Raw genomic sequence first — 25,019 nt, forward strand, 5'->3', positions numbered from 1 at the left:
CAGTTGTGTTCAGAAGGTTTTTAAGGAATGAAGACCCCTATTGGTATAGATGCTAATACTGGTGAAATTCGCTTAATTGACGACGTCGAAAGCGGTTTAAAGTGTAACTGTGTCTGCCCGGAATGTGGTTCACCACTGATCGCTAAGAAGGGTCCAATCAAAGCTGACCATTTCTCTCACTATAAAGCCACCGAGCAGCAGGCATGTCGGGAAACAGCTGTGCACCTGATGGCTAAGCATGTCCTATCAAACGCCACCACGATCCTCTTCCCTACCTACCGATGCCAATCAAAGGAGGTGTACTCATATTTACGGGAGCCTTTTGGTTCAGCCCGTGAATTCTTTTTAGAACCGCTGGAGGTTAGCAATGGCCGAGAAGAGGTTTATCTATCAGAACACCAGATAAAGCCCGATGTCATGTGCTCTACAGTGGTCGAAGGTCTGGAGCTTGAGGTGGCTATAGAGGTCGCTGTGACGCATGAAGTCGATGAAGACAAAGCCCGCAAGATTGCAGCAGCTGATCTAACATCCTTCGAAATTGACCTATCTGACCTAACTAACGCACCACAACTGACTTTTAAGGATATAGAGCAGGCACTCTCTGAAAAGGCTCGTCTGTCATGGTTAAGTGAGAGTGTGGTTCTCCGACAGCACTTGAATGGCATTTGCCATGCCAGATCTGTTGATGAGCGAGACAAGCGGAATCATGAATTATCCATCTGGCTTGACGGAGTCCGTAATCACTTCAAAACCATTGGAGCCATAACACTACCCCGGTATTTACTACCGCGAATACTGACACAAGAGGACAGAGACTGGACAGGAAAGCCTATTCGCCTTCGGATACCTGTGATGCCCAACTTGCCAACGGAGTTACAGGTGAGGGACGTCGCCGATCTCGACAAAGCAATTCTTACAATGATGTGCTCAGATGGCATACATCAATTTCGACTACACATATCCATTCAGCTTCCAGGAGCCCGTCCCCGCATCCTGAAAGAAACACACCTAAAGGTAGATACTGAAGAGCTGCCAGAACCAACGACTCTGGAACAGCATCTGGCATGGGGGAAGTCCACCACAATGGACAAGTATATCTCTACAGTGCGCTCCGCACGGCAACATGCACTGAAAGAAGCCAACGATAAAATTAGAAACGACTTACAGCAGAGAATAGAGTGGTTCAATGACATTCGCAGTGGGGCTCAGCAGCCTGTATTTGTGAATCTTGAGCGAATCCAACGTGACTATAATCAAGCCCTCCTAGAACTAGTCAACAAAGGTATTCCGGTTCATCAGTGGACTAAAAACTATAGAGAAGGGTGGATTTTCGGATGTCCCAATGAGTACTGGCAAATCCTGTTAATTCGCATGATCTGCTCTGTGAACAACGATGGGGTTAACGTGAAGTACTATGCAAGTGAGCTGAGGAAGCGTCACGGCATTGATGCAATTGAGCCGGTCAGAACGCTGACTTTCCAGAAAGATGTCCTCTATAGACTGAACTTTGATCCTGAACTTGTCCCTAGCACCTTTAAGATTTTATGGGATTTCTTCCAGCACCTCGAACAGCATAATGTCCTGAAGAAGTCAGGGCGTGGGCAGTTCACAAAGCTGATCCCATATGGGCATGCCTACCGCGCATTGTAATAGCTACCCAGTGCACCATATGCGGATTCTGTGCTTGCTATGCTCTATGAATCATCAGAGATATACATCGATGTATATCGCTCAGTTCGGGATTATCAATCGATATCTATCGATATATCTGCTTCTCAAAGTCTTTGCAGACGATTCAAAATCCCCCGCCTTAACGGGTGTGCCGGTTCGAGTCCGGCCGCTGGTACCACTTCTTCAAGCCCTTGAAGAAGCACAGAAAAAGCCTGTAAGTCAAAGGCTTTGACAAGCAAGCGGGACCGAAAGGTGGCCGCTTTTTTTGTGCCTGAATGCCCCACCCGGTCCATATCCTGTCCACCGTCTGTGCGGTTTCTGTGCGTCGTGACATCCAACGGTATCCATCGAAAGGTAACGCTATCCAATATTGGAGGTTGAACTGAATGTCAGGATGAGTGACGGCCCACCCTGCATATCAAGCCACACTTACCCCAGCTCCCAGCCAGAAGCGCTAATTGTGAACAACGTGTTCAAAATTCACATCTGGATAGTACCCGGGTACTTTGTCATGTTAATGAGTGTCTTGAGATATGGTATTGAAGATGCCCCGACTCACGGGGCATTGTTTGGCATGAGGCTGATCTATCTGACCTTCAGGAGTACGAGCCAGCCAGAGCCATTACATTTGCCTGACAGGAAAAGGTGAAGCCACCAGCTCATGCTTGGCCGATTCATACTCCTCAACAAAACGTGCAATCAACTCTGCCGTTGTTGGAACGTCCTTAATACGACCGATACCCTGGCCGGCCCCCCAGATATCTTTCCATGCCTTGGCAGAAGTGTTGCCGCCGCTGCCAAAGTTCATGGTCGACTTGTCCGCATCCGGCAGGTTATCCGGGTCCATACCAGCCGCTTTAATACTCGGTTTCAGGTAATTACCGTGTACACCCGTAAACAGTGAGGAATACACGATATCATCAGCGGTGCAGTCAATCAGCATTTGCTTGTAGGCGTCATCAGCTTGTGCTTCCTGAGTCGCAATGAAGCGCGTACCCATATACCCCATGTCGGCCCCCATGGCTTGAGCCGCCAGAACATCGCGGCCAGACGATATCGACCCCGACAGAATAATGGTGCCATCATAAAATTCGCGAATTTCGGATACCAAGGCAAAGGGGCTCAGGTTTCCTGCATGACCACCGGCACCAGCACACACCAGGATCAAACCATCGACACCGGCCTCAATAGCTTTCTTTGCATGATGGATATTGGTGACATCATGAAAGACCAGGCCGCCATAGGAATGTACAGGCCCAACGACTTCAGTAGGTGCCATTAAACTGGTAATAACCACAGGTACTTTGTGCTTCACGCACATTGCAATATCGTGCTGCAACCGATCGTTGGAGCGATGAACGATCTGATTGACCGCAAAGGGTGCCACCGGTTTATCGGGATTTTCTTTTTGATAACGCTCAAGTTCTGCGTTGATCTCTGTTAGCCACTCGTCCAGCAACTCGGCAGGCCGGGCATTGAGTGCGGGGAAGGAACCAATCACTCCCGCTTTACACTGCTCAACGACTAAGCGCGGGTTTGAAATAATAAACAGCGGTGAACCGATTAATGGTAAGGATAAGCGGTTCTGAAATGAAGAAGGTAAGGCCATGACTATTCTTCTCAACTGGTTATATCAACTGGGGATTGATGTCTCCACGATTACCACTCATGACGCCGGGCAATACATGTTAACAGCGATAACATGAGGCTACATGCGAAAGTTAACACTGTCAACATCGAGAGGTGTCATGTAAACTGTGCACCAGTGCCAGCCCCTTCGATGGGGGCTTTATCCAATCAACATGAACGACGAAAAACAGAATGGGCCGAGCAAAATTGACCTACCACCACGGCGACCTCAAAGGAGCCCTTATTTCTGTCGCAACGGAGATGATTGCAGCGGAGGGGCAAGCCGGCTTTAGCCTGCGTAAAATTGCACAACAGGTAGGCGTTTCACAAACCGCTCTATACCGGCACTTTGCCAATAAAGAGGAGCTATTTGCGGCGATTGCGGAGCAGGGGTTTCTTCGCTTAAGCGAAAAGAGTCAGCAGGCATTCGATAATCATAGCGACCTGATAGAGCGAACAATCGAGGTTGGCATGGCATATCTGGACTTTGCAGCTGAAAACCCTAACCTCTATCGGTTAATGTTCGATTCCTCGATTGCTGATAATCAACGATACACCGCGCTTGCCGATGCCCGACGGCAGGCATTCAAATATTCAGCCCTTAACTCGGCGGCTTTGCGACGACTGCGCGACCCCGACGCTGAGCCGGACTCGTTGCAGGCTGAAAGCACTAAAATTTTATCCCAGGCCCTGGTTCATGGGCTGGCAAGCTTGATGATTGAAGGCATGATCCATAGCAGGGTGGAGCGGAAAGAACTCATGCGAAAAACATTGAGTGAATCGCTGAGGTTTCCCTGGCTGACTGAATCCGAGCGCCAAGTATGAACACGCCACATCGATTGTTGCCACTTGGGAATCAGATGCTCGCAGCCAGTTGAAAGCCCACACTCTCAGCCCGCACACACTACTGATTCGCAAAGCACAGAAGCATCCCTGAAGGCTTCGCCCTCAGGGGGGGCTATCACGCGCTCTTCGCGACTTCGTCTTCAAACCCACAGGAGCGGCAAAAGGCGCGCTCATTCTGGAAGCCCGGGTAACGCTTTCAGTAGTGCCGTGATCGGTGCATGCACTGGAACAACTTGATCGCTTCGTGTGACACGAGACATGAGGAGGTTAAAAGAAATGTAGTTGGTGTATCCTCCCCAATGAGAACCCCCACCATCTTCTATCACGTTGATATACATGATTTTTTAGCGCGACCACACTGCGATAAATTCATTTTTCTGCAGCCGACAAGGCTATGATGCACATGCCAAGGGTCTTTCAGCCGAAAGACTCCAGCATTCCGATCTATTCAATATCTCAGCAAGAAGACAAACCAGCAGCTGCCACAAGCTGCTACAAGGCACTAACCCGATTCAGCCATTTTTTTTGCCACAAAATGACACTCGATATAACCAGCTTTCATCGAGCCAGCCGTATTCAAAATCCCCCGCCTTAACGGGTGTGCCAGTTCGAGTCCGGCCGCTGGTACCACCTTCCTAAAGCCTTTGAGGAAACACAGAAAAAGCCTTTAAATCAATGGCTCTTACAGGCAAGCGGGACCAAAAGGTGGCCGCTTTTTTTGTGCCCGAGTGCCCTTCCTCCGTCACCTTTCCGGTCCGTCGTCGATGTCGTTTCTGTACGTCCTGACGCCCAGCGATATTCCTCAAGGCCCCGCAACATCCATTTTCGCTTCTGGCTCTCATTCCCAAATGAGGAAAAAAGCTATCCCGCCATACAGATGACCACCTCCCACTTGGCTCCCGGCCGGAAGCAGCAGTCAATCACACCTCTATGATGGCAACCAGCCTCACAGCACTTGAACTTTCCTTCATCACGCACCGCGTTATCCCATGATTTTCCCCAAACAATGAACTCAACCTCGAAATGGGAGTTACCTGGTTAAGCGTGAGCAAAAGTGCAATCTGCGAAATATACATAGACACGCCCTAAATTAGGGCTAAAGAAGTATTGCCATTACGAACTTGACACGTGTCAGAGTGGCTGTTTTAGTTGCACGACAAATACACATTTTTATTGTGACATTTGATGCCAAAAGCTTCTAAGCGCCCTAATCAGGCTTTATCCAAGCCTGATGCCAAGCCTGGGCAAGTGACAGTATTGAGACAACCAGATGCCCCCGTAAAAAACAAACTTCAATAGCATCATTACTGTGTGATAGGCGTTAAAACATGAAGAAAAACCTGCCCGTAACACAGGTAGAGGAAGACTACCCGGCATCCGCAAACATTCTTTCGACAACCGACTTGAAGGGAGCAATCACATACGTCAACAAGGACTTTGTTGAGGTCAGCGGCTTTAGTCATGATGAGCTGCTTGGAAAAAACCACAACCTGGTGCGCCACCCAGACATGCCCCCAGCGGCCTTCGCCCAGCTATGGACGACATTGAAGGCCGGTGATTCGTGGATGGGAATGGTCAAAAACCGCTGCAAGAATGGCAATCATTACTGGGTAGACGCCTATGTGACCCCTATCAAGAAAGATGGCGCTGTGGCCGAGTACCAGTCGGTCCGCCGAAAACCCACTCGAGAATACGTACAGCGTGCCGAGGAAGTCTATCCGCACCTGATGAACAGCAAGACGCCCCGTTCACTGAAGAGCACCTTTTCTCTCAATACGAAAACCCTGCTGTGGCTGCTGCTGCCACTACTCAGCATCGGCCTGTCCGAGTGGCTATTTCCTGAACAGGGCATGTTACAGCTGCTCGTGGCATTGAGTACGGTGGTATTGGCGGGAGTTGGTCAAACGCTGACACTGAAACCCTTCAGGCTAGCCGTGAATAAAGCTTGGAGAGTGATTGACAACCCTGTAGCTCGTTACATCTACACCGGGAGACGCGATGATGTGGGCCAATTGCTGCTGGCCATGAAGGCGCTTGAATCTGAAACAGCGGGACTGGTTGGCCGAATCGCTGACTCCGCCGGTAACATGAGACACAGCTCCAGCATACTGAGCGAAACGGTTGACCGCTCAAGGAAGGGAATCCAGAGCCAGTTTGAAGAGACGGACCAGGTTGCCACTGCTGTGAACGAAATGTCAGCCAGCATCCAGGAAGTGGCTGATAACGCACAAAGCACCTCGCTAACCGCTAACACGGGCCGCAGCCAGGTTGAACAGGGGCGCAATGCAGTAACCGATATGGTCAACCAGATTGCCTCTCTCGAAGAGCAGATCAAACAGACGGCCCAGGTAATACACCAGGTACAAGACAGCAGCATCCAAATTTCAACGGTGCTCAATGTTATCAATGAAATTGCCGAGCAAACCAATTTACTGGCGCTTAATGCCGCTATCGAAGCGGCGCGTGCGGGTGAAGCGGGACGGGGCTTTGCGGTCGTCTCAGACGAAGTACGCTCTCTGGCCAGCCGTACCAGCAATTCCACTGGCGAGATTCGCAAGATCATTGAGCAGTTGCAGACAAACTCCAGCCTGGCGGTAGAGGCGATGGAGGCTGGCCAGCATCAGGCTGAGCAGTGTGTGCATCAGGGGAGCTTGACCGTTACCGCGCTGAAGGAAATCTGGAACTCGATCAGCCAGATTCACGAGATGAGCATACAAACCGCCGCTGCTGTCGAGCAGCAAAGCAGCGTGGCAGAAGAAATCAACCGCAGCGTGGTAACCATACGGGATATGTCGGAACAGAATCTGGAGGCCGCTGCAGAAACAGGCACGACCAGTTGCAACCTGCAGAGCGTTGCTACTGGCTTCAGGGACCTGGCAAACCAGTTCTGGGCTAAACAGGGCCACTAATCCCTTTGGCAGGGTTTCCTTAGTGGCGAGTTTCTATGGACAGACGGAGCGGTTTAGTACCGTAGATGAAAAAATGGAAAGACAAAGGCAGTATCTGGATCTGACTGGTGATTTTGTCGCCTGCTTCGACCAGGAATACCGTATCGAGTTTATCAACCGCTCTGGACGGCAAATGCTTGGCATCGCGCAGGAGCATGACCTTGAGGCGCAGCCGCTGTATCTTCACCAGCTCCATGATCCGAATACTTGGCAAGCACTGGCTGATGAAATTTTTCCGCAGGCACTCGCAAGTGGATGCTGGAGCGGCAAACTCTTGCTACATGGACTGGACGGTCGGCGGGTACCGATGCAATTTCGCATGCTGCCCCATTTGGACCAACAGGGGGATATCTGCGGCCTGACCGGAATCGGCGAAGACCTGAGGCTACGCCAGACATTAAAGACCCAAGAGGCGATGGCCGAGCGCATCATGAACAGCACCATTGAGGGCATTCTGGTGACGGATGCCCGGGCTCGTATTCAGCGCGTCAATCCCGCCTTTACCCAGATTACCGGTTATACCGCCGAGGAGGTGATCGGCAAAACCCCCAAATTTCTGCGCTCCAACCATCACGAACAGTCCTTTTACGACCTGATGAACCGCGCCCTGCTGCAGGCAGGCAACTGGCAAGGCGAGATCTGGAACCGACGCAAGTCCGGTGAACTTTATCTGCAGTGGATGTCGGTCAGTGCCTTGCACGAACACGAAGGTGGCGAGATCACACATTTTGTATCCATTTTCCATGACCTGACTGAAATCCGCGCCAAGGAAGCCGAGATTGAGCAACTTGCTTTTCGTGATCCGCTCACCGGACTGGGTAACCGGTACAAACTCAACCAGGTTCTGAAACACCAGCTTAGAGATGGTCGTGCCGACCAGTGCACAGGGTTAGCACTGTTGTGTATCGATATTGGCCACTTGTATCCCATCAATGACCGTTTCGGCATGAAAGGAGGCGACCAGCTGATCAAATATCAGGCCAGGCGACTGAGCCAACGTATGGGACAGCACTTGCACTTCTACCGTGTCACGGGTGATGAACTGGTGGCACTGAGGGTCGATTTTTCCGACCCATCCGAGATTGCCCGCTATGCGGGCGAATGCATCAAGCACCTTCAGGAGCCCGTGTTTCTGAATGGTGAATCCATTCGCATGAGCCCATCGATAGGGATCGCACTCAGCCCAAAGGACACATGCGAAAGCGATGTGTTGTTGGCCAACGCCCAGACCGCGATGCTGGCAGCCAAGCACAGTGGGCGCGACTGCTTCCAGTTTTATGATCAGGCCCTCAGCAGTGAGCTGCGTCAGCGCCTGATGCTGGAGCAGGAGCTGAGATTGGCAATCGAGTCCGGCGCACGTATGGGCTTGCAGCTTTACCTCCAACCCAAAGTCAACCTGGGACGGCCGGGGTTTGCCGGTGCCGAAGTTCTGCTGCGGTGGCAACACCCGGAGAAGGGGATGATACCGCCGGCCCACTTCATACCGTTGGCGGAGGAAAGCAGGCTGATTGTACAGCTGGATCGCTGGGTTTTTGAACGTACCTGCGAGCTGCTCAATCAGTGGCAACAGCAAGGGGTACTTGCCCACTGGCAGCAGCAAGGCTGGCCGTTACCCCTGCTCAGCATCAATCTGTCAGGCCGCCAGCTGCAGCAAACAGACCTTGTTAACTGGTGCACGGCGACCGTCGAACGTTACGGCCTCGTTCCTGGCATGCTTGAGCTGGAAATTACGGAAACCGCTTGCATCAACCTGTCCGCCACAGTGCTGGAGCAGTTGCTAGACCTGAAAGCAGTTGGCTTCCGGTTGGCACTGGACGATTTTGGCACCGGGTATTCCAGCCTCACCTACCTGCGCCATTTGCCGCTGGATGTCGTCAAGATAGACCGCAGCTTCGTGACTGACAGCTGCCGTAACAAGCGTGCGGCCACTCTACTGCGGGGCGTCATACGAATGTTGCACGAAATGGATTTTAGGGTTATCGCTGAAGGCATTGAGACAGAGGAGCAGGCCGATTTGCTACAGAGCATGGAGTGCACCACAGGGCAAGGCTACCTCTACCACCGGCCCATGCCGGTGGCTGAGTTCCTCGACCTGTTGCGTACCGAACATTGAGCACGCCTTGGGGACTGTTGAAACCCTGTGACAGCAGCCCCTTGTCCCCTTCAGGCAGATGCTGACCGACTGAGCTAGGCTTGCGATAAGATTCAACCTCGCGACAGGTAGCACGCATGTCAGTCGAAAAGCACGTTGGACATAGGGTCAGGCGCCTGGTGATTATGGGCGCGGCGGGGCGGGACTTCCATAATTTCAATAGGGTTTACCGCGATGATCCCGATAGTCGGGTGGTCGCCTTTACCGCCAGCCAGATTCCAGATATCGCCGGGCGATGCTATCCCGCATCGCTGGCCGGCAGTCGCTACCCCGAGGGTATTCCTGTTGTCGATGAGGGGCAGCTCGCCGAGCTTTGTCGCGACAAACAGGTCGATCAGGTCGTGTTCGCCTACAGCGATATAGACTATGCACAGTTGATGCACCGCGCCTCCATCGCGCTGTCGCAGGGCGCGGACTTTCTGCTATTGGGGCCTGAGCGCACCATGCTCGAAGCGCGGGTGCCGGTCATCGCCGTTTGTGCCGTACGCACCGGTTGCGGAAAGTCGCAAACCACCCGTTACCTGGCGCTGCTGCTCAAGTCCCGGGGATTGAGAGTCGCCGTAATCCGCCATCCGATGCCCTATGGCGATCTTGCATCCCAGGCGGTTCAGTGCTTCGCCACTCTCGCGGATCTGGATGCGGCCAACTGCACCGTCGAAGAACGAGAAGAGTACGAACCGCACATTGCACTCGGCAATAGGGTCTATGCCGGTATCGATTATGCTCGCATACTGGCACAAGCCGAGGAGGAGGCGGACATTATCCTCTGGGATGGCGGCAACAACGATTTCTCGTTCATCCGGCCCGATCTGCACATCGTGCTGGTCGATGCCCTGCGTCCGGGTAATGAATCCAGTCATTACCCGGGAGAGGCGGTGCTGCGGGCGGCGGATCTGGTGGTGATCGCCAAGGTGAACTCGGCCGCAGAGGCCGATATTCAGGCGGTGTCGGAAAGCGTGCGCCGACTCAACCCCGGGGCGCCCATCGTGCGCGCAGCCTCGCCGGTCCGGCTCGACGACCCGGATGCGGTGACCGGCAAGCGCGTGCTCGTGGTGGAGGACGGCCCCACCCTCACCCACGGCGGCATGCCCTACGGGGCCGGCTACGTTGCCGCTTCTGCCGCCCAGGCGGCAGAAATCATCGACCCGCGTCCGGCGGCCGGGGGTGATATCGCCACGATGTATGCCAACCACCCTCACATCGGTGCCGTATTGCCAGCGATGGGATATCACCAACGGCAGTTGCAGGCGCTGCGCGCGACGATCAACGCTTGCGATGCCGATCTGGTGGTGGCGGCAACCCCCTGTGACTTGGCGGCGCTGATCGAGATCGACAAGCCGGTGGTACGCGCCCGCTACGAATTTGAGGAGACCGGCGAGCCTGGGCTGAGTGATCTGGTCGAGGCATTCCTCACGCAAGAATTAAAAAGATAGGAGTGCCTGTTTCACAACCACGTCAATGGCCTGGCCACCAGAGTGTTTCCGTTACATCCCGGCTGATCCGAGTACCGGCCTTGCCGTCGAGTATCGCTGCAGCGTCCTGAAGCCGCCCGATACCAACGACGCCTCCGGTTTGCTCGACGAAATCGCAGGCGGCCGCCACTTTGGGCGCCATCGATCCTTCGGCGAACTGACGCCGCCTGAGATCATCTGGCGTGATCCGGCGGATTGCCCTGGCATCCGACTGCTGCCAGTTATCATAGATAGCATCGACATCGGTCAGCATCAGCAGTTCACCGGCCCCGAGCTGTCGGGCCAGCAAGGCGCTGGCCGCGTCCTTGTCGATCACTGCCTCGATGCCCAGCAGACTGCCATCCTGTTGTCGCGCCACCGGTATGCCACCACCGCCGGCACAGATGACCAATACCTGCTGGCGCACCAGCAGCTGGATCACCGGCAGTTCCAGTATCCGCACGGGACGCGGAGAAGGTACGACACGTCGGTAGTGCGGCCCATCAAGGGCGACCGCCCAGCCCCGCTCGCGAGCCAGCCGAGCCGCCTCTGCGCATTCATAGACAGGCCCTATGGGCTTGTTCGGGTTGTAAAAGGCCGCGTCGCACGGATCGACCTCAATCTGAGTCAGTAGGGTTACGCATTGCTGCTCGCTGGGCAGGCGGTTCTGCAACTCCTGCTCAATCAGGTAACCGATCATGCCTTCGGTTTCAGCATCGAGGATATCGAGCGGATAGGTGCCGCTGTCCGGTGCCGCCAATGCCTGCAGCGCCAGCAGGCCGACCTGAGGGCCGTTGCCATGGGTGATCACCAGTTGCCGCCGGGGCGCTAAAGGGGCCATAGCGTCCGCCGCCAGACCGACATTGTGGCGCTGGTTGTCAGCAGTCAAGGGCTCGCCTCGCTGCAGCAACGCATTACCGCCGAGTGCGATAACGGTCAGCATGACAATCTCCGCATTCACCAGTGTTTCACTTCAGGCCGCCTTCACGGCCGCCCTGAACCCGGTAGTTCAATACCGGCTGCATTAACCACTTCTTCATGTACACCGGGTAGAACAATGTCTACCGCTGTTCGCCCCTGGACCTGTTCTTGAGCTTAGTAGAAGTCATGAGCAGCGGTGAAGCCTAATGCACCGGTGAAGCCACACGGGTGGCGCACCCGTTGATGCATCACGAGGATGGTCCTGCATACCGTTAAGGACACCAGCAGCGACCACATGGACTATTCTTAACAAACAGGCTGCGGTAACCCGCTGAACACCTCAAGGTTACACCGCAAGTTTCCTGGCGAACCGTGCCAGTATCTGGCACTTTGGACATTTCTTCGGACGGTAGTGAAGAACCGCATGGATTGTACGAATGAGCGCTCACCAGCTGAGACTGTAGAGCAAAAACTGCATATCGCCGGATGGCGAGAATGGGTTGCCCTTCCAGGCTTGGGCATCCCCCGTATCAAAGCCAAAATGGACACCGGGGCTCGCACCTCCTGTATCCATGCCTTCGAGGTAGAGCCGTTCGACAAGGATGGCGCCAAGTGGGTGCGCTTCAGCGTCCACCCGGTGCAGGGCTGTTCCGAACACGTCATCACCTGTGAAGCCGAAGTGATCGATTTCCGCCCGGTAACTGACTCCGGGGGCCATCGCGAGATGCGTTATGTCATCAAAACCATCATTGAATTCAATAACATGCGATGGCCAGCCGAATTCACCCTGACCAACCGTGACACCATGAAGTTTCGCATGCTGGTAGGCAGAACCACCATGAACGGACGGCTGGCCATTGACCCCTCTCTCTCTTATCAGCTTTCAATCAAATAAGAGGCACTATGAAAATCGGTATCCTGTCGCGCAACTCGTCACTCTATTCCACGCGCCGTCTCATCGAGGCCGGGAAGGAGCGTGGCCATGAAGTCAAAGTGATCGACGTGCTGCGCTGTTACATGAATATCAACTCTGAACTGCCGTCCATCCACTTCAAGGGGGAGGACTTGGTGGATTTTGATGCCATCATTCCGCGCATTGGCGCATCGGTCACCTTCTATGGCTGCGCGGTTCTGCGCCAGTTTGAAATGATGGGTGTATATCCCGTCAACGAATCCGTCGCCATTACTCGTTCCCGTGACAAGCTGCGCTCGCTGCAGTTGCTCTCACGCAAGGGGATAGGCATGCCGGTCACCGGGTTTGCCAGCAAGCCGGACGACGTCAAGGACCTGCTGGACATGGTAGGCGGCGCCCCTGTGGTGATCAAACTGCTGGAAGGCACCCAGGGCATCGGTGTGGTACTGGCCGAAACCCGCAAGGCGGCCGAGAGCGTAATCGAAGCCTTCATGGGCCTCAAGGCCAACATCATGGTGCAGGAATATATCAAGGAAGCCGGTGGCGCCGATATCCGCTGTTTTGTCATTGGCGAGCGTGTTATCGCTGCCATGAAGCGCCAGGGAGCCGAGGGCGAATTCCGCTCCAACCTGCACCGCGGCGGCCAGGCCTCGCTGATCCGTATTACCCCGGAAGAACGCAGAACCGCCATCAATGCCGCCAAGGCCATGGGGCTAGGCGTTGCCGGTGTCGACCTGCTACGCTCGTCCCGTGGGCCGCTGGTGATGGAGGTCAACTCCTCGCCCGGGCTTGAGGGCATTGAGAACGCGACCGGCAAGGATATCGCAGGCATGATCATCCAGCATATCGAGAAAAGTGCCAAGCCGCAGAGGACGCGCACCCGTGGCAAGGGCTAAACCGAACGAACCGATTACACTGGCGGGAGTAACCGTACTGCCCGGACAGCGCAGCATCATCGACCTGGAAGTGTCGCAGCTGTACACACACTCACCGTTGGGCACGCCAATCGAAGTGGTCAACGGCAAGTATGCCGGCCCCACCCTGCTGGTCAGTGCCGCCATTCACGGCGATGAGCTGAACGGTGTGGAAGCGGTCCGCCAACTGTTGAACCGGATCAAGCCGGAGCGGTTAAAGGGGGTGTTGATCGCGGTACCAGTGGTCAACGTGTTCGGTTTTGTCCACAAGTCACGCTATCTGCCCGACCGGCGTGATCTCAACCGCTGCTTTCCCGGTTCTGAACGCGGCTCTATCGCATCCCGCCTGGCCTACCAGTTCCTGAACCAGGTGGTACGCCACTGCACCCATATCATCGACCTGCATACCGGCGCCCTGCATCGCTCAAACCTGCCGCAGATACGCGCCGATCTCAGCAATCCGGCGACTGAGGCGATGGTGCGTGCCTTTGCCGCTCCGGTCATCATCGATGCCGGCCTGCGTGATGGCTCCCTGCGTGCAGTCGCCGAGTCACTGGACATACCCACCATCACCTATGAGGGCGGGGAAGCCCTGCGCTTCGAAAGGCTCGCCATCGGCGCGGCCGTAAACGGCATTCTGGGCGTCATGCGTGAGCTGGGCATGATCCGCAAAACCCGCAAGAAGGGGCTGATCAACCCGGTTATCGCCCACTCCACCAGCTGGGTCCGGGCCAATGAAAACGGCATCTTGCGCAGCCAAGTACAGCTGGGAGACCGCGTCACCAAAGGGCAGGTTCTGGCGTACGTCAGCGCGCCGCTGGGCCTCAATGAAGGTACCATCGAAGCCCCCAAAAGCGGGGTCGTCATCGGCCAGCTCACCTTGCCACTGGTGAACGAGGGCGATGCTGTCTTCAACCTGGCGTACTTCCAAGAAGAGGACAAACATGTTGTCAGACAGGTCGGCCACCTGATTGACGAGGTAAACGAAGGCCTGAGCGACGAAGAGCTGCGCTTCGGCATTCCCCACAGCGCTCCCGACGAGCTGTAACTCCGGCACGCTAAGCGGCTGCCCGGTGGTCAATGTACCCGCCGGGTTCGATCACCAGGGACGCCCGATGGGGATTCAGTTGATCGGTCGCAACAAGGAAGACCTCAAGGTGTTGCAGATCGCTCATGCCTACGAAAAGGCGTCCCAGCTGACGCAGACCAACCCGAACCTGAAAAAGGCCTAATGTACCAGGAGAGGGCGAAAGCCCTTTCCGCCGCCCCCCGCGCGAACGCCCTTCCGTTGCCGCTCCCGAACAGATATCCCTGTTTTCCTCCTGCCAGCTCTGATCAGAATACCGGACACACCCCGTCGAAATGCCCCGCTTGTCCTGTCGTCCCCCTCCTTTTTTACCCTGCCCTTGGTCAACCTTAGTGGTAAGAGACTTGTTTTAACTGGATAAAATTTGGAATATGGGGTCAGCCTTTTTACACTGCCCGCTGTTGGTCACAGGGCAGCGGCGGGATATTCAGGGACAGGATCTCCCCTTGTTTGGCAGTCATCGGCAAGTCATCAGCTGTCACCACGCCGATGGGACGAGCCCTGTCTGAGGATAATAAGAATGATCAAACATCGGGCACACTTCATCTCAGCAACCTGTGCGGCTGCACTTTGTGTTGCCTCTGCAGCAGCTCAAGCCGGGGAACTGGATGAGGCCGATTTCACTTCGCTTTCACTCAAGGAGCTGGTCTCTCTTGAGGTCTTCACCTCGGCTTCACTGCTACCCACCCAGACCAGCAAGGCACCGGGTACGGCCTACACCTTCAGCCGGAAGGAGTTCGACCAGTTCGGCGTACGCACCCTTGATGACCTCATGGCCTTTATCCCCGGTTTGCAACTGAACCAGTACCGCAAGCGTCACCGCTCGATCTGGGCACGAGGGCTGCTGGACCGTTACAACGACAAGATGGTGCTGATGGTGGATGGTGTGCGAATGCGCAGTCTCTACTACGGCCACTTTTCGCTGGGTGACAACCTGCCGCTGGAAAACATCGAAAAGGTCGAAGTGATTCTGGGACCGGCCTCCAGCCTGTACGGTGCCAACGCCTTCGGCGGCCTCATTTCCATCACCACGCGTGCCTTTTCAGCCACTCCCGAGTACACCCTGACCGGTGAGCTGGCCGACCACCAGCGCAGAAAAGGCACGCTGAGTTACAACAGCCCCGCATTTCAGGCTTTTGCCAGCTATACCGAACAGGACGCACCGTTCAGTTCTGATCGCCAGAGCTTCATCGGCACCGATGTATTGCAGCCACTGGACGAAGATTTCAGCAACATCATGCTTAAGGGCCAGCCCATGCCGGGGCTGACCCTGTCGTTGAACTACAGTGACAACTCGACCCCGTTTCTTTTTATCCCCAGCAGCCAGGATGCCTTCGTCGACGAGCAACTGCTGACGGTCGCAGCAAACTACGAGCAGGGAACCCTCGATACCGGGCGTCTCGAAAGTACGCTCTACTTCCAGCGTGACCGCATCAAGGAATACGAAATCGAGCAAAACAGCCGAGCGCTGGGCTATATCGAACACCAGAACGCGACCAAGGCAGGTGCCTCGCTAACGGGCCTGAAACGCTACGGCGATCATACCCTGGCCGCCGGTGTGAGCTGGCAGCATGAACAGGCGGATGCGACCGACTTCAAGCGCTTCTTCCATTACCGCGATGGCTTTCTGGACCCGGCACGTACCGGCAATCTGCTCTCGCAGCCGGGCATCACCAACAACGATTACGCCCTCTTTGCACAGGATGTCTGGGACATCAGCCCCGAGCTGAACCTGACCCTGGGGGGACGCTACGATGACTTTGACCAGTTTGGCGGCTATTTCAACTATCGCGCGGCACTGGTCTTTACGCCGGATACTCGACAGACCCTGAAGGCCCAGTACGGTACCGCCATACGTACCCCCACCCTGCGTGAATACCTCAAGGTGATGGAAGGCACCAGCTTCGTACCGCCGGTAGCGGACGCCGAAGAGATCCGCTCGCTGGAGCTGGGATACGCCTACCAGTGGGATGAAGCCAATCTCAGCCTCAACCTGTTCCGTAGCCAGCTGGACAATTTCATTCTGGAAACCCCCACGCCGGATGTTGCCGACGAGTACTTTTCCAACCGGGACGAACGCTGCACGATGTACGGCGCCGAAGCACTGTTCAATACCCGGCTCAGTGATCGCCTCAACCTGCGCCTGGGACTGGCCTACCTGCAGGCCGACACGACCCATGGAGAACTGCCCTACCTGGCGACCTGGAGCAGCAGCCTGAAGCTCGACTACCGCTACCGCCCCGAACATGGCTTGGGTCTCAGCCTGCTGCATAACAGCAGCCGGGATGACACCAACAGCTTCATCGAGGACAACGCCGACGGCTTTGTCGTCACCAACCTCTATGCCTTCGGACAGATCAACCCCGGCCTTTCCTATACCGCCGGGATCGACAACCTGTTTGATGAGCAGGTGTTTGACCCGGCCGCCGATTTCGGTACCCAGTACAATAATGAGCGCAGTGAAAGGGTGATCTGGCTGCGGCTCAGCTGGAGTGGTGACTTTTGATCGGGGCTCCATCATGTAATTCCGGCTCCAGCAGGCGCCCGCAGCAGCTTGCGTTCTGGCTGTTGCTGTGTGCCTGTTGCCTGGTGCTGTGCAACAGGGCACTGGCCGATCCCCAGTCGGAAAAGATCAGTCATATCAAGGCCGCCTTCGTATATAACATCGCAAAATTCGTAGACTGGCCCGCCGAGGTAACGGCCAGCCGCTCGAGCCATTTTGTTTTCTGCTATTACCGGGAAGACTTTCTGGGACGAGGATTCGACTCCATTCTGGGCAAGCAGGTTCAGCAACGCTCCGTGCAGAAACGGGTCGTCGAAGCCATCAAGGATGCTCCGGCCTGCGACGTGATGTTGATTCCCGAATCTCAACTGGATCGCTTTCAACATGAGCGCGCTTTGAGCCGTCTCGATCCTGCATTGACCATTGCCGACCTGACGCAACCGGGCACCCGAGAGAGTGTCCACGACAAGGCCATAATCAATCTGGTTCGTGATGGTCGGGGTATAGGGTTTGAGGTTAATCTCAACCATGCCAAACAAAGTGGACTGGCGATCAGTTCTGAGCTGCTGAAACTGGCTCGAGCCATCACCCCCTGATCGATGCCGACATGAAAAGTTTATTCAAAACACAACCCCTCAAACGCAAGCTGCTGGCACTGCTGATGATCATCAGCTGTTCCGTATTGCTGCTTGCCACAGTGGGGTTCGCAGCCAGTGACTGGATCAGTTCACGAGGCGACCTCTACGACCGTATGCGTTACCAGGGTAACCTGATCGGCAACAACAGTCTGGCGGCACTGACCTTCGGCGATCGGGCGGCCGCCCGACAAACGTTGTCGACCCTGAGCAGCGAAGACAATGTTGTCGCCGCTGCACTCTACGACCATGCCGGTCAGCGCTTTGCCGCTTACCGGAAAGGCCCCCTGGCCCTCCCCGCCACGCCGCCGGCACAGGCAACCGGGGAACATGAGGGCGCCCTCTATATCGTGCAGCCAATCGTCCATGATCACGAGACTATTGGCCAGATCATGATCCTGTCCGAGCTGAGCAACTGGCAGCAACAACAGGTACAACGAATGTCCGTGGTGCTGGGGCTGTTTCTGGTCTCGGTACTGGTTGCCAGCATTCTCTCCGATGTGGCGCAGGGTGTGGTAACAGGCCCGATTCTCAACCTGGCCAATACCGCCCGCCGCATCACCAAAACCCGCAATTATCAGTTGAGAGCAGAGAAACTGTCGCGGGACGAAATCGGTGAGCTGGCTGATGATTTCAACGAAATGCTGCACCAGATCCAGTCGCGTGATGAGGAGCTGCGCAGCATCCAGGCCCAACTGGAAGAAAAGGTGCAGGAGCGCACGGCCGAGCTGGAGGAATTGACACGCCAGCTTGAACACCAGGCCTTCCACGATACCCTGACAGGGCTCGCCAACCGCGCCACCTTCGACAACAACCTGATGACGGCGATTCACTATGCACAACGCCGTGGCAGTCAGCTCGCCGTGATGTTTCTTGACCTGGACCGTTTCAAAGAGGTCAACGACACCCTGGGACATGGCGTTGGCGACAGGCTTCTGGTCGAGATGTCGACCCGTCTGCACAACTGCCTGCGCCAGAGCGATACCCTCGCCCGCCTGGGCGGCGACGAGTTCGCCGTGCTGCTGATGGATGCGGACGTGGACGCTACTGCGGAAGTGGCACACAAGCTGGTACAGGCGATTGACCATCCCGCCGTAATTGATGGCTATAACCTGCAGGTGACCACCAGCATCGGTATCAGCCTGTATCCCTGTGATGGTACCGAAGCCTCAGCTCTGCTGAAAAACGCCGATACAGCCATGTACCATTCAAAAGAGCTGGGCGGCAATCAGTTCAATTTCTATGTCACCGAGATGAATCAGCGCACCGAACGCCGCATGCTGCTGGAAAGCAAGCTGCGCGATGCCCTGAGCAAGCAGGCCTTCACGCTCTGTTACCAGCCCAAATGGAACACCCAGAGTCTCAGAATCGCCGGTGTCGAGGCCCTGATCCGCTGGTTCGACCCGGAGGAGGGCTTCATCTCGCCGGCGGAATTCATCCCCCTGGCCGAGGACTGCGGCCTGATTGGCGAAATCGACGACTGGGTCGCCCGGCAGGCCTGCCGAGACATTCTCTCGCTGTATGAAGGTGCCGAGCCCGAACTGTCACTGGCGGTTAACCTTTCCCCGGCACTGTTCGTTAACGAGGATGTTTATCGCCGCATCGCCGGCACCCTCGAGCAGACCGGCTTCCCGGCACACAAACTGGAGCTGGAAGTCACCGAAACCCTGGTAGTATCCGAGGTCGCCTCGGTGCATGAGCAACTGAGCAAGATCCGCCAGCTTGGCGTCGAAATCGCCATTGATGACTTCGGTGTGGCCTACTCTTCCCTGAGTCGGCTCAAGCAGTTGCCGCTGAATACCCTGAAAATCGATCGCTCCTTTATTCAGGATATCGGCAGTGACCAGGATGACGAGGTTATCGTGCGTACCATCATCGACATGGCACACAACCTGAATCTCAAAGTGGTTGCCGAAGGCGTTGAAACCGAACAGCAGTACCAGTTCGTCAAACGCCACCACTGCAACCTGGTGCAGGGCTACCTGTTCAGCAAGCCGGTACCTTTGGCCGAACTGGCCCGCCTGCTGCAACAACAGAGCTGCAGTCGCGAACCTCTGGCGTCCATTCCACACCGCTGATGCCTGAAACTGGCCTCGTTTGACATGAAAACAGCAGTATTCCGGGCGACCAGCGTACGCAGGAAAACATCCTGAGCAAGGAAGGCCAGCAGCTTCCGCAGAGTGGATCAGGCACTTTACGAAGCCATGCGCACGGGCCGTAATCAAACCATGTTGGCGAGCGCGCAGCCTGCCGCCGTCCCGACCTGAGGGCAGACAACCTTCCCCCTCCCTCCATCAATCCTGACCGTATACCGATACCCGGTTGCGCCCCCGCTGCTTGGCAACATAAAGCGCCTCGTCGGCACGCGCCAGCAGCGTTTCTGCACTCAACAGGTCAGTGTCACAGCTGGCCAGACCGATACTGAGGGTCACTTGAACCAGATCTCCCCCATGAAGACGGATACGATACTCGGCCGCAGCCTGACACAGGCGCTGCGCCAGCCGCTCAGCCTGCAACCGGGCAGTGTTCGGCAGCAGCACGGTAAACTCCTCACCGCCATAGCGACCAATGATATCGACTTCACGCAGGTGCTGCTCCAGCATTTGTGCCAGTTCCTTCAGTACCAGGTCACCCGCCTGATGACCATAGCGGTCGTTGACCCGCTTGAAGTGATCGAGATCCAGCATCAACAGGCTCAGGGGCTGACCATAGCGGGAACGGCGCTTCATTTCTGTGAATAAACGCTCCATCAGGGCTCTTCGACTCAGCACCCCGGTCAGTTCATCCCGCTCCACCAACTGCTGCAGTTCAGCCTGCGCCATCACACTGGCCTGCAAGCGACCTCGTACCAGATAAAACAGGCTGAACAGGCTCACTCCGATTAGAGACAGCAACATCAATACGAGGGCATGGACTCTGCTGGAACCCTGCTGCATCTCGCTGACCAGCAGGTCCACCTGTTCGGCGGGCACACTGAAACTGATGCCACCACGCAGATCCCCAACGCGATACCCCTGATCTTCATGGCACTGCATGCACTCGCGCTGGACGATCAGGCCGGAAATATAGCGATAGCGATCCTGAACTCGCTCAACCCGTTCCAGCTCGCCACTGATCTCGAACTGTCTCAGGCTCGCTGCTTCCCAGCCATCGGGGCGGTTGAGCGGATTGATCGGATCAAGGCTGGTGATGCGCATCTGCACATCTGAATCCTGCAGCAGCTCCGATATCTGTCGCGTCATATAGGCGGGATTAACCTGCGTCAGCCTGCGGCCAAGATTATCGGTAATATCACGATCAGGGGTACGCAGATAAGGGTTCGGCGGCGTATCAGCCGATACCGGCACATACACTTTGCCTTGAATCGCATTCCAGTGACGAGCCGTCTGAATCAGCGTAAACGCTGAACGCCCCTCTGCACGGAACAGCTTCAACGCTACCGCTTCGATCGCTTCGTGGTTGATCTGCCAGGACAACCCAACGGCAAGAGCACAGCCCAACACGATCAGAAAATTGATAATGGTCAGCCTGCGCAACAGACACTCCCGCAGATATACAGGTAAACGAAATACCTGTTCAGCATACAAGAATACTGCCGTTGCTTAAAACCGACAACCTTCCCCAACAGACCAAATATCATACAGCCCCGTTGTATTGCAGCAATCGCCGATATATACTACTAAGGTCTAACACACATATTGGGGAGTGTTGTTATGAACGAGAAGCACTACACCGGATTTCCAAACGAGGATCGTCGTATCCACCTGGAGCTGGTTGCTATGGGCTATACCGAATGTTCCGAGGAGCAAGGTCCTGGTGCTTTTGCCCGACTGCTCAAAAAGGCTGGCGAATTGCTGACCTGGATGCGCTGGAAGGGTGAGATTGCTGTCAGTGGTCACCGTATCGGTGCCCATGTGGTTCGCCATATGGAGTCGGTCAAGACCGCCTGACACCTTCAGGGTGTTGATACCTAATCTGTTGTTTGTTGTTTAGACCCGCAAGGCTTTCCTTGCGGGTTTTTTTATGGTCCTGTGGCCAATCCGGTCACCGCCAACCTGCGTAACAGCGGCAAAGTGTTCAGGAAAAATGCACATGCCCGCCTCCCCCTGTCTGCGCCTGATTCTGGGCGATCAGTTAAGCCTCAATCTATCGAGTCTGCGTGATGCCAATCTCGCACAGGACATTATCCTGATGTGCGAGCTACAGGCAGAAACCACCTATGTGCGTCATCACAAGCAGAAGCTGGTGCTGGTGTTGTCGGCCATGCGTCATTTCGCCAGCACATTGAAAGAATGCGGTTTCAAGGTATATTACAGGCGCCTGGATGATCCCGATAACAGCGGCAGCTTCACCCAGGAAATAGAACAGGTTTTTCGGCGCAGCGGCTGTACCCACTGCATCCTGACCGAACCGGGCGAATACCGCCTGCAACAGCAATTTGCACACTGGCAGGATACTCATTCCGAGTACACGCTGGAGGTCCGCGAGGACGACCGCTTTCTGTGCAGCCATGCCGACTTCCGCCAGTGGGCTAAGGGCCGCAAGCAGATGCGAATGGAATATTTCTACCGCTGGATGCGGCGCAAGCATGATCTGCTGATGCAGGGGGACAAGCCCGAAGGTGGTCGCTGGAATCTGGATGCACAGAACCGCAACCCACTGCCCGCGGAACGACAACCGACGGCGCCCCTGACCTTTGCACCGGACAGGATCACCCGCGATGTCATCACATTGGTCGAAGCCCGTTTTGCCGACCATTTCGGTACGCTGGAACACTTTGGCTGGGCAGTGACAGCGGAGCAGGCCGAACAGGTGCTGGACACCTTCATCCGCGAACGCCTGCCACTCTTTGGCGACTATCAGGATGCCATGCGCCAGGGTGACCCTTGGCTGTACCATTCTCACCTCAGCGCCAGCATCAATCTGGGGCTGCTCGACCCCGGCCTGGTCATCCGACGCGCCGAGCAGGCGTACCGCGATGGCAAGGCGCCGCTCAATGCTGTCGAAGGTTTTATCCGCCAGATTCTCGGCTGGCGTGAATACGTGCGTGGTCTGTACTGGTTATGGATGCCGGAATACCGCGACACCAACGCCCTGCAGGCTGAACGCCCGTTACCGGGCTTTTTCTGGGACGCCGAGACATCCATGAACTGCCTGCACCAGTGCGTGTCGGATACCCTCCAACACGGCTATGCCCATCATATTCAGCGCCTTATGGTACTGGGTAACTTTGCCCTGCTGGCCGGCCTGAGTCCCGCCGCAGTCAATGAATGGTATCTGCTGGTCTATGTGGACGCCTACGAGTGGGTGGAGATGCCCAATGTGCAGGGTATGATCCTCTTTGCCGATGGTGGCCGCCTGGCCAGCAAGCCCTATGCTGCCAGCGGCGCCTACATCAACCGAATGTCGGACTATTGCGAGCACTGTTCTTATGACGTCGGGCGGAAAACCGGCCCCCGGGCCTGCCCGTTCAACTACTTGTACTGGGATTTTCTGGATCGGCAGCACAAGCGCCTGAGCGATAACCCGCGCCTGGGACTTGCGTACCAGAACCTGGCGCGGATGAAACCGGCACAGCGGCAAGCCATCAGGGAAAGTGCGCGTATTTTTCTGCAGCAACTCGACTGCGGCTAGCGCAGTAACACCCCAAGACTGCCCGCGGGCAGCTCATCCAGCGGCTGACGCCGATAGTTCAGCAGCTGATGCTGTCGCAGCGACTCAGCCGTCCCCAGAGACAAGCGTTCGGTCAGGCGCAGGTAGCGATCGACCATCTTCAGCCGCTGCTGTCGCTTGCCATCGCTGTCACGGGCTGCTTCCAGAAACAGCTGCGCCAGGTTCAGCAACGCAGCGGCATTGCCCGGATCGTACTCAATTGCCAGACCAAAATAGCGCATCGCCTGGGACATTTTACCCGCCAGGTAATGCTTCACACCCAAACGGTTCACCTTGTCACTCATGCTCTGATCACGACGGCCGCCGCTTTCAACCATCTCAGTTTCCGGCTCAATCAGCGGCACCTGGTCACCCGCCAATATCAATGCCTCACGCTCCAGCGGCAGCGGCTGATCCAGCTCGGTATTGCGGCGCTCAGCATCCATGCGATATTTGCGTGCCTCCTGTACCTCACCCAGGTCCTGGCAGACACTCGCGCGCACGAGCGCAGTGCGTACTTTCAGCGCCATATCCTTGGGAAAGTTGTACTCGGCCTTGTTCAGCTGAGCATCGAGATCATTTCGCAGTTCTATCTGGCGCCGGATATCGGCCCCCTGCATCTCCAGACGACGAATATTGGCCAGTCTCAGGTAGGGTTCAGGTGAGCGGTAACAACTGTTGCGACCCAGGACGATCGACTTGCGATAGGCGCCTTCGGCCACCTCAAGCACCCGCGTCTGGGTTGCCACCCGGCCCAGTTCCATCTGACGAGGAATCCCCATCGGCGCCTTGGCTGTCGCCAGCTGCAGCATGTCTCGTGCGCCTTCAAGATCACCGCTCTGTTCACAGACCTGCGCCATCAGATCATAAGCGGCTATCAGCAGCGGGTAGTGTTCAATCAGGCTTTCCAGCAGATCCTGGGCTTCCGCCAGTCGCCGCATCGCGACCAGAGCCTGCGCCATGCATAACCCCAGCTCCTTGTCGGGCGTCTGCCAAAAGGCGGGCTCCAGTACGGCGTAGGCCTCGTCTGGCCGGTTGAGCTGCAGCAACAGGCTGGCTTTCAGCCGCCGAGCATAGTCCCGGTTGGCATCCTGACGCGGCAGATCGTCACAGGCCTGAACCGCGCCTTCAAGATCCCCTGCTTCCATCGCCTGTTCTACCGGCGCCATGACCTCCTTGCGCAGCACCAGTTGATCAAGACGGCTTTTCAGTTCATCAATCGAAAACGGACGGGTCAGCAGATCATCGGGGCGACTGTCGATTGCATGCAGCACCACTTCCTGAGACGCATCACTGGTCATGAAGATCCAGCCCGCCGTCGGGCGAATATATCCCCGAAAGCGCGCTTCCTCCAGCAGCTGCAGACCGGTGACGGCATCACTGCTGTTGTGGCCCAGCAGAATGATGTCGAACGCCTCCTCCTGAACCTGCTCCAGTACCTTCTCGTTGACCGTCGTGGCTTTGACATTACGCACACCCAGCTCACGCAGCATGTAAAAAATGGTCGAGCGCAGGTTGCCACTGCTGTCGATCAGCAGCACCTTTTTATGCGTGTAGTCGATATTGCGAGAAGCCACCGTGGCCGGCCTACCTTCGAGTCTGATACTGTTATTCGTAGATTACATTCAGTATACAGAGCCAGAGAAGCCGCAAGAAGAACAGGAACGAAGTGAAAGGGATAAAAAAACACCGAGTAT

General features: G+C 55.9%; 18 protein-coding genes. 14 read left to right on the forward strand and 4 right to left on the reverse strand.

What is annotated here, in order from left to right; genetic code table 11:
- The first annotated feature begins 27 nt into the window (after positions 1 to 27).
- Positions 28 to 1,650 carry a competence protein CoiA family protein gene (locus tag ABD013_RS12070; RefSeq protein ID WP_343806206.1) on the forward strand — a complete coding sequence of 541 codons (1,623 nt, stop codon included), beginning with the start codon at positions 28 to 30 and terminating at the stop codon, positions 1,648 to 1,650.
- 643 nt (positions 1,651 to 2,293) lie between these two features.
- Here ABD013_RS12070 and ABD013_RS12075 read toward each other — a convergent pair.
- Positions 2,294 to 3,280 (reverse strand): NAD(P)H-dependent flavin oxidoreductase, encoded by a 987-nt coding sequence (locus tag ABD013_RS12075; protein ID WP_343806209.1) that lies wholly within the window; start codon positions 3,278 to 3,280, stop codon positions 2,294 to 2,296.
- A gap of 212 nt (positions 3,281 to 3,492) precedes the next feature.
- On the opposite strand from ABD013_RS12075, the gene ABD013_RS12080 reads away from it, so the two are divergent.
- The 4 genes from ABD013_RS12080 to ABD013_RS12095 all read left to right on the forward strand — a co-directional run bounded on the left by ABD013_RS12080 (position 3,493) and on the right by ABD013_RS12095 (position 10,679).
- On the forward strand, positions 3,493 to 4,125 hold the full coding sequence (locus ABD013_RS12080; protein ID WP_343806211.1) for a TetR/AcrR family transcriptional regulator: 633 nt from the start codon (positions 3,493 to 3,495) through the stop codon (positions 4,123 to 4,125).
- 1,349 nt (positions 4,126 to 5,474) lie between these two features.
- A complete protein-coding gene (locus ABD013_RS12085; protein WP_343806213.1) occupies positions 5,475 to 7,055 on the forward strand; it encodes a methyl-accepting chemotaxis protein in 1,581 nt (526 codons plus the stop codon).
- A gap of 73 nt (positions 7,056 to 7,128) precedes the next feature.
- On the forward strand, positions 7,129 to 9,207 hold the full coding sequence (locus ABD013_RS12090; protein ID WP_343806215.1) for a putative bifunctional diguanylate cyclase/phosphodiesterase: 2,079 nt from the start codon (positions 7,129 to 7,131) through the stop codon (positions 9,205 to 9,207).
- A gap of 116 nt (positions 9,208 to 9,323) precedes the next feature.
- Positions 9,324 to 10,679 (forward strand): cyclic 2,3-diphosphoglycerate synthase, encoded by a 1,356-nt coding sequence (locus ABD013_RS12095; protein WP_343806217.1) that lies wholly within the window; start codon positions 9,324 to 9,326, stop codon positions 10,677 to 10,679.
- Between the two features lie 22 nt (positions 10,680 to 10,701).
- Here ABD013_RS12095 and arcC read toward each other — a convergent pair whose 3' ends face one another.
- Positions 10,702 to 11,640: a carbamate kinase gene (gene arcC / locus ABD013_RS12100; protein ID WP_343806219.1), complete on the reverse strand. Its 939-nt coding sequence runs from the start codon at positions 11,638 to 11,640 to the stop codon at positions 10,702 to 10,704.
- Positions 11,641 to 12,042: 402 nt separating this feature from the next.
- On the opposite strand from arcC, the gene ABD013_RS12105 reads away from it, so the two are divergent.
- The 7 genes from ABD013_RS12105 to ABD013_RS12135 all read left to right on the forward strand — a co-directional run bounded on the left by ABD013_RS12105 (position 12,043) and on the right by ABD013_RS12135 (position 19,748).
- Entirely contained in the window at positions 12,043 to 12,513 is a 471-nt protein-coding gene (locus ABD013_RS12105; RefSeq protein ID WP_343806222.1) for an ATP-dependent zinc protease family protein, read from the forward strand.
- Positions 12,514 to 12,521: 8 nt separating this feature from the next.
- Positions 12,522 to 13,427, forward strand: coding sequence for a 30S ribosomal protein S6--L-glutamate ligase (gene rimK, locus ABD013_RS12110; RefSeq protein ID WP_343806224.1), 906 nt, complete (start codon positions 12,522 to 12,524; stop codon positions 13,425 to 13,427).
- Positions 13,414 to 14,493: a succinylglutamate desuccinylase/aspartoacylase family protein gene (locus ABD013_RS12115; protein ID WP_343806226.1), complete on the forward strand. Its 1,080-nt coding sequence runs from the start codon at positions 13,414 to 13,416 to the stop codon at positions 14,491 to 14,493. Before rimK ends, ABD013_RS12115 begins: the two co-directional genes overlap by 14 nt.
- A gap of 25 nt (positions 14,494 to 14,518) precedes the next feature.
- On the forward strand, positions 14,519 to 14,677 hold the full coding sequence (locus ABD013_RS12120; RefSeq protein WP_343806228.1) for a hypothetical protein: 159 nt from the start codon (positions 14,519 to 14,521) through the stop codon (positions 14,675 to 14,677).
- Positions 14,678 to 15,052: 375 nt separating this feature from the next.
- Complete coding sequence (locus tag ABD013_RS12125) at positions 15,053 to 17,038, forward strand: TonB-dependent receptor plug domain-containing protein (protein WP_343806230.1); 1,986 nt, start codon at positions 15,053 to 15,055, stop codon at positions 17,036 to 17,038.
- A gap of 83 nt (positions 17,039 to 17,121) precedes the next feature.
- The gene (locus ABD013_RS12130) at positions 17,122 to 17,631 is read left to right on the forward strand and encodes a YfiR family protein (protein WP_343806232.1); all 510 of its coding nucleotides are present in this window, start codon (positions 17,122 to 17,124) and stop codon (positions 17,629 to 17,631) included.
- A gap of 11 nt (positions 17,632 to 17,642) precedes the next feature.
- Positions 17,643 to 19,748 carry a putative bifunctional diguanylate cyclase/phosphodiesterase gene (locus ABD013_RS12135; RefSeq protein WP_343806234.1) on the forward strand — a complete coding sequence of 702 codons (2,106 nt, stop codon included), beginning with the start codon at positions 17,643 to 17,645 and terminating at the stop codon, positions 19,746 to 19,748.
- Between the two features lie 216 nt (positions 19,749 to 19,964).
- Here the strand turns inward: ABD013_RS12135 and ABD013_RS12140 are convergent, their stop codons facing one another.
- Entirely contained in the window at positions 19,965 to 21,206 is a 1,242-nt protein-coding gene (locus ABD013_RS12140; protein WP_343806235.1) for a diguanylate cyclase, read from the reverse strand.
- A 177-nt stretch (positions 21,207 to 21,383) separates the two neighbouring features.
- On the opposite strand from ABD013_RS12140, the gene ABD013_RS12145 reads away from it, so the two are divergent.
- Together ABD013_RS12145 and ABD013_RS12150 are read left to right on the forward strand one after the other, a co-directional pair.
- Positions 21,384 to 21,620, forward strand: coding sequence for a hypothetical protein (locus ABD013_RS12145; RefSeq protein ID WP_343806238.1), 237 nt, complete (start codon positions 21,384 to 21,386; stop codon positions 21,618 to 21,620).
- A 142-nt stretch (positions 21,621 to 21,762) separates the two neighbouring features.
- Positions 21,763 to 23,304 carry a cryptochrome/photolyase family protein gene (locus ABD013_RS12150; protein WP_343806240.1) on the forward strand — a complete coding sequence of 514 codons (1,542 nt, stop codon included), beginning with the start codon at positions 21,763 to 21,765 and terminating at the stop codon, positions 23,302 to 23,304.
- Here the strand turns inward: ABD013_RS12150 and ABD013_RS12155 are convergent.
- The gene (locus ABD013_RS12155) at positions 23,301 to 24,899 is read right to left on the reverse strand and encodes a response regulator (protein WP_343806242.1); all 1,599 of its coding nucleotides are present in this window, start codon (positions 24,897 to 24,899) and stop codon (positions 23,301 to 23,303) included. The two genes, ABD013_RS12150 and ABD013_RS12155, sit on opposite strands and share 4 nt — an antisense overlap.
- Positions 24,900 to 25,019 lie beyond the last annotated feature (120 nt).

Source organism: Marinobacterium maritimum (genome assembly GCF_039523155.1).
GTDB lineage: Bacteria > Pseudomonadota > Gammaproteobacteria > Pseudomonadales > Balneatricaceae > Marinobacterium > Marinobacterium maritimum.

Coding starts and splice junctions, on each gene's coding strand:
- ABD013_RS12070 (WP_343806206.1), top strand. CDS start 28: ATGAAGACCCCTATTGGTATAGATGCTAATACTGGTGAAATTCGCTTA.
- ABD013_RS12075 (WP_343806209.1), bottom strand. CDS start 3,280: ATGGCCTTACCTTCTTCATTTCAGAACCGCTTATCCTTACCATTAATC.
- ABD013_RS12080 (WP_343806211.1), top strand. CDS start 3,493: ATGGGCCGAGCAAAATTGACCTACCACCACGGCGACCTCAAAGGAGCC.
- ABD013_RS12085 (WP_343806213.1), top strand. CDS start 5,475: ATGAAGAAAAACCTGCCCGTAACACAGGTAGAGGAAGACTACCCGGCA.
- ABD013_RS12090 (WP_343806215.1), top strand. CDS start 7,129: ATGGAAAGACAAAGGCAGTATCTGGATCTGACTGGTGATTTTGTCGCC.
- ABD013_RS12095 (WP_343806217.1), top strand. CDS start 9,324: ATGTCAGTCGAAAAGCACGTTGGACATAGGGTCAGGCGCCTGGTGATT.
- arcC (WP_343806219.1), bottom strand. CDS start 11,640: ATGCTGACCGTTATCGCACTCGGCGGTAATGCGTTGCTGCAGCGAGGC.
- ABD013_RS12105 (WP_343806222.1), top strand. CDS start 12,043: ATGGATTGTACGAATGAGCGCTCACCAGCTGAGACTGTAGAGCAAAAA.
- rimK (WP_343806224.1), top strand. CDS start 12,522: ATGAAAATCGGTATCCTGTCGCGCAACTCGTCACTCTATTCCACGCGC.
- ABD013_RS12125 (WP_343806230.1), top strand. CDS start 15,053: ATGATCAAACATCGGGCACACTTCATCTCAGCAACCTGTGCGGCTGCA.
- ABD013_RS12135 (WP_343806234.1), top strand. CDS start 17,643: ATGAAAAGTTTATTCAAAACACAACCCCTCAAACGCAAGCTGCTGGCA.
- ABD013_RS12145 (WP_343806238.1), top strand. CDS start 21,384: ATGAACGAGAAGCACTACACCGGATTTCCAAACGAGGATCGTCGTATC.
- ABD013_RS12150 (WP_343806240.1), top strand. CDS start 21,763: ATGCCCGCCTCCCCCTGTCTGCGCCTGATTCTGGGCGATCAGTTAAGC.